Annotated in this window: 4 protein-coding genes and 1 pseudogene; all 5 read left to right on the top strand. The window is 29.9% G+C overall.

Annotated elements, in window-relative coordinates:
- A pseudogene (locus HMPREF1551_RS13920) lies at positions 1-434 on the top strand (hypothetical protein); the annotation flags it as partial.
- The gene (locus tag HMPREF1551_RS13120) at positions 435-863 is read left to right on the top strand and encodes a hypothetical protein (protein ID WP_009415651.1); all 429 of its coding nucleotides are present in this window, start codon (positions 435-437) and stop codon (positions 861-863) included.
- Between the two features lie 104 nt (positions 864-967).
- Positions 968-1555, top strand: a complete 588-nt coding sequence (locus HMPREF1551_RS14340; RefSeq protein WP_021628203.1) for an RHS repeat-associated core domain-containing protein — start codon at positions 968-970, stop codon at positions 1553-1555.
- A 9-nt stretch (positions 1556-1564) separates the two neighbouring features.
- Positions 1565-1981, top strand: coding sequence for a hypothetical protein (locus tag HMPREF1551_RS06125; RefSeq protein WP_021628202.1), 417 nt, complete (start codon positions 1565-1567; stop codon positions 1979-1981).
- 228 nt (positions 1982-2209) lie between these two features.
- Complete coding sequence (locus tag HMPREF1551_RS06120) at positions 2210-2473, top strand: hypothetical protein (RefSeq protein ID WP_021628200.1); 264 nt, start codon at positions 2210-2212, stop codon at positions 2471-2473.
- The last annotated feature ends 327 nt before the right edge of the window (positions 2474-2800 follow it).

The raw sequence follows: 2800 nt of genomic DNA, 5'->3' as shown, positions 1-2800 counted from the left end.
CGGGGAGGTATATAAGTGAAGACCCGATAGGATTCTTATCTGGAGAACCTAATTTCTTTGCTTATGTAAGTGATACCAATGCTTGGGTGGATTTGCTGGGGTTGGATTCTGAAAATATATATTTTGATGATTTCAACCAAGCAATGTTTGGTACAAAAGACAAACATGGAAAAAAGCAAAAGGAAGGTGCACTTGATTGGCTATTAAAAAGAGGTTTTAAAGCAGATATTCAAAATATTAGTAGGGTTAAAGTTATTGGAGAACCTCATGGAATGAAGACGGCTGATGGAAGAGTTGGATTTAGAATTGAGTTTGATGAGAAGGTTGGGGCACATATAAATGTATTTGATAAAAAAGAGAAGGATACCCCTCATTTTATTTTTAAAGCCAGCGAAAAAACTGTAAAAAAAATACAAAAACGTTATAGGAAATAAATGAAAAATTATTATGATATAGAATTACATAGGGAATTATCTAAAATTCTGAAGAATGACTTTGTTGTAGATGATATTTATCCATATTTTGATAAGATGAATAAGTTATTTCCAGTAAAATTTGATAGATATCATTTAGAAAAACTACATAACTATGAAATATTAAGATGGGATGGAATAAATTATGATGATCTTTCTTTATTTATTCATAATGTTATAAAAGAAAATAGAATTAATGAAGAGGAAATTGTTATATATTTAGGAGATAATCTGACTGATTATGCTTATATTTTTTTATTAAGAGATTTAAATAAGATAATACATAAATTACTTAGTATTCCTGAACAACATTATATTATTAATAGTAATATGTCTTGGTGTATTTTTATATCCCTTGAAAATGATGTTGAATTCGCAAGAACTATGTAATCTTTAACCTATAATAAGAAAAAATATGCACCCCCATAGAAGCCTACAACCAAGAAGGTGAGCTGATATGGGAACGCGAACAAGACCGCTAAACCACCTTGCCCGTGCGGCTCGCACCAAAAGAGAATTTTAGGTGTCCTTTTAAATACCAAGGACAGTACTATGATAGTGAGGTCGAACTCTGCTACAATAGGTTTAGGTATTACCACCCTGAGACGGGGAGGTATATAAGTGAAGACCCAATAGGATTCTTATCTGGAGAGCCTAACTTTTTTGCTTATGTAAGTGATACCAATGCGTGGGTAGATTTACTGGGGTTGGAACTTATATTTGTTAATCCAAATGACATTAATTATTCACAGCGAACAGTATCTGAAATAAGAGTGTTTGATCCTTCTAAATATAAACCAATAAATGTAATCATTGTTGATGGACAGATGGTTACTTATGATAACAGGAGATTATTAGCTGCTCAGAATGCTGGACTTAATACACTTGAAATAAACACTGTCGAAGCGGATGAACTATTTCCTCTTTCTGAAAAAAATACTTGGTGGGATAAATTCAAAAAAAGATACAAAGATAAAAAAAATATTGCAGCAGGAGGTATTGTTCCTGATAAAGGATTAAAAGAAAAACCTGTTCTTAAATCATCTATTTCTAATAAAAAAAATACTTATAAAGATAAATAAGAATAATGTATGGATATTGTTAAACTAATAAATAATTTTAAATGTCCTTTAATAAATGGTATATTTTTTCCAAATGGGGATATTTTGGTCATTGAAAAAAATAATGTATCAATAAGAGTTGTTTGTAAAACAACTGTTGAGAGCTATTTTTTATACAACTCGGTAGATTATGTTACAGAATTTGATATATTAGTAAGGAACAGTAATAATAAATATACTGTAGGGGGAGGTGAAGGAAGTTGGGGAGGCGATGGGATAATTTTATTAGAAGATAACATTGGTAATTTAATATGGTTTCTATTTATGGATAATATAGATCCAATTATTAATATCACAATTATAGATGATTTTATCGAAGCTGAAAATGCAAATAATTTAATTATAAGAGTTCCCATAAATACTCCTCAAGATATTTATATTGTTTAGAATACCCATAAGTGTCATATCCTGAAATAGGTTTACAATAATAAGTCTTAAGAGCAAAGGCTAAAGGTATGCAAAAACAAAGAAAGTAACTAAATACTTCTAACTTTTGAAAGAGAGTAGCCCGAAAAAGAGAAAGTTTTTTTAATCACTTTGGGGTGGAATTGGCGTATTGGGGTACGAGCTGCAAGCTCGCACCAGCGGGGGAACTCATAAAAATAATTAAATAAAATGGCTAAAGAAGGTTTTTTCAAAATAGATTTAGATCTAAAAAAAGTCCGAGAGTTGCTAAAAGATTTTGTAGTTTCTTTTAATGAAGAATATGATGAAATAACAATAATTTTTAGGACTTTTTATATTTGGTTATATGGATATTATGAAGACAATGATTCTACTCTTTATATAAATATAAAATATGAATCTCAAACTACTGATAATGTGATTTTTCTTTTTGAAAAACTGTTAACAGAGTTAGGTTTTAAACATAATTATTAAAAAGGCATTAGTAAATTTCTTGTGGTTTAATTTGTGTGTACTGTATACAACTATAGCACAGCTAATAGGTTAACATTTTTTTTGAATATTGATAGGTAATCCATCATAAAAAATTTACTAACCACAAAAAACAACAATCACAACCCTCTAACAATCAGTTATTAACAAAACACCCCACAAAATATTTCAAAAATAATTTTGTGGAATGAAGGATTTATTGTACTTTTACCTCAAAGGGGTGTATGAGTACCACACAGGCAAAATATGCGAGTACTCAAAGCGGGGTGTATAGTGGGAATATCACCATTGTTCACTGTACTCTATACA

Origin of the sequence: Capnocytophaga sp. oral taxon 863 str. F0517 (assembly GCF_000466425.1) — a bacterium.
Taxonomy (GTDB): Bacteria; Bacteroidota; Bacteroidia; order Flavobacteriales; family Flavobacteriaceae; genus Capnocytophaga.
This window is presented reverse-complemented; position numbering and strand designations above follow the sequence as displayed.